Origin of the sequence: Microbulbifer okhotskensis (assembly GCF_023895975.1) — a bacterium.
GTDB classification, from domain to species: domain Bacteria; phylum Pseudomonadota; class Gammaproteobacteria; order Pseudomonadales; family Cellvibrionaceae; genus Microbulbifer; species Microbulbifer okhotskensis.
Genome location: NZ_JALBWM010000208.1, coordinates 1 through 3,370, shown reverse-complemented (window position 1 = coordinate 3,370; position 3,370 = coordinate 1). Strand labels below are relative to the sequence as shown.

The following is a 3,370-nucleotide window of genomic DNA, read 5'->3' as shown; positions in this document are numbered from 1 at the left end:
CGAGCGGTACAGTGACTATGGGGCTATAGCTGCATGAAACTGTCCGAAGTGTTGGAACACAAGAAAGTAAAGATACTAAGAAAGTAAATAATCTAGAAAATAACCAGAGAGAGAGCGGTCAGGGAGGTGCCCTTGCTGTCCGTCAGGAATCCGCTCCGCCATCGAAGCGTGGTACTCGCCTTCCCGATGATTGGCAGTTAACCCAAGAATTTTACACTGAGGCGGCCAAGACGCGGCCAGAGGTGATGCACCAGATCTACGACATTGCGGCCAGCTTTGGTGATTACTGGAAATCTCAGTCGGGCAAGCAGGGGGTGCGGCGTGATTGGTTGGCGGTGTGGCGCAATTGGGTGAGGCGGGAGAAGTTTATCCCTCAGCAGCGCGCAGCGGCCCAGCAGCGGACGCGGGACAGGCCAATCGGTGAAATGCTGACAGACACTGGCTGGTAAACACGGATTTTCAAGGAGCGATGCTATGACCGTTGTGACTCTCATCGAGGCGAAAGAGCGAATTATGACAACCGCTGCGAGTAGACCCTTAGCGGTATTTCGTACGGAAAACCCGCGCCAAGTGGATTTGGTGTTTGCCCATACGGTGGTGACTCAAAATAAAATTCGGCGGGTGCATGAGGATTATTTGGGGACTTTCCATCGGGATAATCTGCATGTGGCGAGAAAGGTTTTTCAGGAGTATTTCGATAGTTTTCAGGAAGTCGCGTGATGGGTCCGGGCGGGCCAGCTTGAGTTTACCGTTTGAGGTCTTGGGGGGAGTGATATGAGATTCGATACTGCGAGACAGGCTTGGCATGATGCGTTCGATGGGGCGGCAGCGGCGTTTGATTACGAGGCTATGGGCGGTAGAAGTACGGCCACTCTAAGCACGCGCCGGGGCCGGAAGGTGGTGATTCGTGGTGAGGTGCAGGGCAAGGCGGATCAGGTCATCTGCCGAATTGATGCGCCACGAGTGAGTGGTACTGAGACGGTTGTGGGGAAGGGGAGCGGTAGCCGGATTATGGATGCCTGCGAGAAGGGATTAATCCAAAGCGTGGTTGCCAGGCTGCGGGATAGTGATCCGCTGGCTTATTGCTGGGGCATGGCTGCCTACGCTCCTCCCGCAAAAAGATTTAAAGAGCGGGCGGCGCTGTTGCAATACTTGATGAGTGAATTCGATAAGTGGGAGGAATCGCACCCACGAGAGAAGGTTAGCCAGTTGGCGCTGTTTTGTATTAGTGCGTGTGCGTTGCGGGATGTAAATGGGCGATCAATCAATCTTGCCCAGGCGCGTAGTATTTTGGGGTGTGATAAGAAGCGGTGGGATGGGGAGTGGGTGAAGATATGGAAGCGTCTACACCGGCGTTTGGACCCTTTACCAGCAAGAGCGCTTGGCCCAGTGTCTGAGCTGGTGCAGGAGTATCGAGAGCGATTTAAGAAGGCTTGTTGACAGTTTTGTCCTGAGGGGGTATAAATTCCCTAGCGTGCAATTTTTCTGCGTTGCAAAATCAAACCGGCCACTGAGCCGGTTTTTTTGTGTCTGGAAGTTAATAAGCTTTGCTGCCATTGATACATTTTTGTAGGCGCTTTATATTTTTTAATGGCACTTCCGCAAAGTGTGATCAGGTACTGGATTTTCATATGTTTTATTTATGGTAAGTCTGGTGAGAAAGAAAAAGTCTACTCATGAAATTGTGAATTCCATTGCTTGGTAAGCTCGTACCGGGGAGGGGTGTTAAATTAAGCGCAGTATAATTTACTTGGTTTAGGATGTGTTATAAGCTTCACTTTCTCTTCCACTAGTTAATTCAATATATTTTTTAGTGAGTTTTTATGTTTTTTAGAAATACCGTCAAAACAGTAGCTGTTTCTGTGGCCTTGTTGGCCTTCGGCGCGCAAGCTAAAACGTTCCAATACGAACTTCAAGTTCTAGGTTCACATGGTGGTGAAATACAGTACCCCGGTCTAGATTTAGAAGACGCTAGCTCTGTAACTTTGACTGTTGATCAAGAGGATCAATGGTCTCCCGCTATACTTACCTCGTTGGAAATTAACTTTTCTAATGCGCCTAGTCTGTCAGTAAGTAATTTCCAGGTGGATGATGGAGGCTGGAGACATGAAGCGACCGTCGATGGTGCCTGGGTGTATCGTCAGCTTGATGTTGTAGTAGATGGCTTGGACCTCGAAAGCTTAAATAATACAATGATCAACATTGAAGGTTATGTCTCTGAGGCTGAAAATTTTATTGGGGCAGAGCGTTCACTGAACTATGACCAAAGACTGTTTACTGTTCATGGGGAGTTGGTTGATGCGACTCCAAGCAAGATTGTTGATGTCGCATCGTTCACAGTTGACGGTAAGCAGGTTGAATTATCTCTAAGAGATAATCCAGCTCTTGATCCAAATTCAAACAATGGTGATATGGCATTTGTTGTCGAATTACTGTGGTTTGGGGAGGGGAAAGAGGTTTACCATTTTCACGCACCTTTTGGTGATGAATCAAAATTTTATGAAGCATATAAGCTAGAAGTGACAACAACAACTGGTCCTGATGGTGATGAAACAGCTATAAGTGTTAAAATTAAAGACGCGCAAGGTATGGAATTTGAAACTCATCATGTATATCTTGAAGATATGCTGAGAGAAGCTTACGAGTTCTAAACGCATCCTTAATTTTGATTTAAGATTCAAGATGTACTGTTGCTAAAATCAGTTAAGAAAACTTAGATAGTCGCTCAATAGCGATACTTATTTCATAAAAATTAACCCGCCGTGTGTGGGTTTTTTTGTTGCCCTTACTTTTTTCGCTACGAGGCTGCTGCCTAATAGAAGACATAGCCCGCCTGTGCCACCAAAGATGGGTCTGGGTAAGTTTCCTATCCAGGATGTTATTCAGGTGATGGAGAATGCGGGCATTCCCTGGTCTGTTATCAGGTGTCGGAGTTTGTATAATTTACTTATATTGAACTCGGCTGGTAGATAATTCTATGAGTAAAGGTTTTAACTGGTTTACTTAGTTCTATCGTCCTAACAATGACTCACCAGTTAGATTTTTATCATTTACTGCGGCATGTTTGTGCTATAAAATTCCCACCTGGATTTGCTAGGTATTTTCTGTCAGGGAGGGTAAGGGTGAGTTTTTCATACTGCTATTTTTAAGGTTTTCTTCTGTAGCAATTCTATTTCTATTTCTATTGAAGTTCTATTTTTCACTTCAATTTCTTGTCGTGGTTTTACCTTGTTGTGGTTTTTTAGTTTGCCAGATTGGAAAGAGTAACTCTGTGCATTGAGGTTGCTTTCTGTTTTGGTCCAATTTCTAAATATATCCTGCATTCAACTCTGAAGTGCATCACCCTTTAGGCTGCTGCAGCAGCCGTATA

At 45.7% G+C, this 3,370-nt stretch carries 5 protein-coding genes; 4 read left to right on the top strand and 1 reads right to left on the bottom strand.

Annotation, left to right across the window (positions count from 1 at the left end; all coding sequences use genetic code 11):
• Positions 1 to 245 precede the first annotated feature (245 nt).
• From MO867_RS21120 to MO867_RS21105, 4 genes are all read left to right on the top strand, one after another.
• A complete protein-coding gene (locus MO867_RS21120; protein ID WP_252472795.1) occupies positions 246 to 449 on the top strand; it encodes a hypothetical protein in 204 nt (67 codons plus the stop codon).
• Between the two features lie 25 nt (positions 450 to 474).
• A complete protein-coding gene (locus tag MO867_RS21115; protein ID WP_252472793.1) occupies positions 475 to 720 on the top strand; it encodes a hypothetical protein in 246 nt (81 codons plus the stop codon).
• A gap of 54 nt (positions 721 to 774) precedes the next feature.
• Positions 775 to 1,440, top strand: a complete 666-nt coding sequence (locus MO867_RS21110) for a hypothetical protein (RefSeq protein ID WP_252472791.1) — start codon at positions 775 to 777, stop codon at positions 1,438 to 1,440.
• Positions 1,441 to 1,823: 383 nt separating this feature from the next.
• Complete coding sequence (locus MO867_RS21105) at positions 1,824 to 2,651, top strand: hypothetical protein (RefSeq protein ID WP_252472789.1); 828 nt, start codon at positions 1,824 to 1,826, stop codon at positions 2,649 to 2,651.
• A 480-nt stretch (positions 2,652 to 3,131) separates the two neighbouring features.
• Here the strand turns inward: MO867_RS21105 and MO867_RS21100 are convergent, their stop codons facing one another.
• Complete coding sequence (locus MO867_RS21100) at positions 3,132 to 3,323, bottom strand: hypothetical protein (protein ID WP_252472787.1); 192 nt, start codon at positions 3,321 to 3,323, stop codon at positions 3,132 to 3,134.
• Positions 3,324 to 3,370: the final 47 nt, after the last annotated feature.

What these genes read in the sequence shown, in the direction of transcription:
- MO867_RS21110 (WP_252472791.1), top strand. Translation starts at nt 775, where the DNA reads ATGAGATTCGATACTGCGAGACAGGCTTGGCATGATGCGTTCGATGGG.
- MO867_RS21115 (WP_252472793.1), top strand. Translation starts at nt 475, where the DNA reads ATGACCGTTGTGACTCTCATCGAGGCGAAAGAGCGAATTATGACAACC.
- MO867_RS21105 (WP_252472789.1), top strand. Translation starts at nt 1,824, where the DNA reads ATGTTTTTTAGAAATACCGTCAAAACAGTAGCTGTTTCTGTGGCCTTG.
- MO867_RS21100 (WP_252472787.1), bottom strand. Translation starts at nt 3,323, where the DNA reads ATGCAGGATATATTTAGAAATTGGACCAAAACAGAAAGCAACCTCAAT.
- MO867_RS21120 (WP_252472795.1), top strand. Translation starts at nt 246, where the DNA reads ATGCACCAGATCTACGACATTGCGGCCAGCTTTGGTGATTACTGGAAA.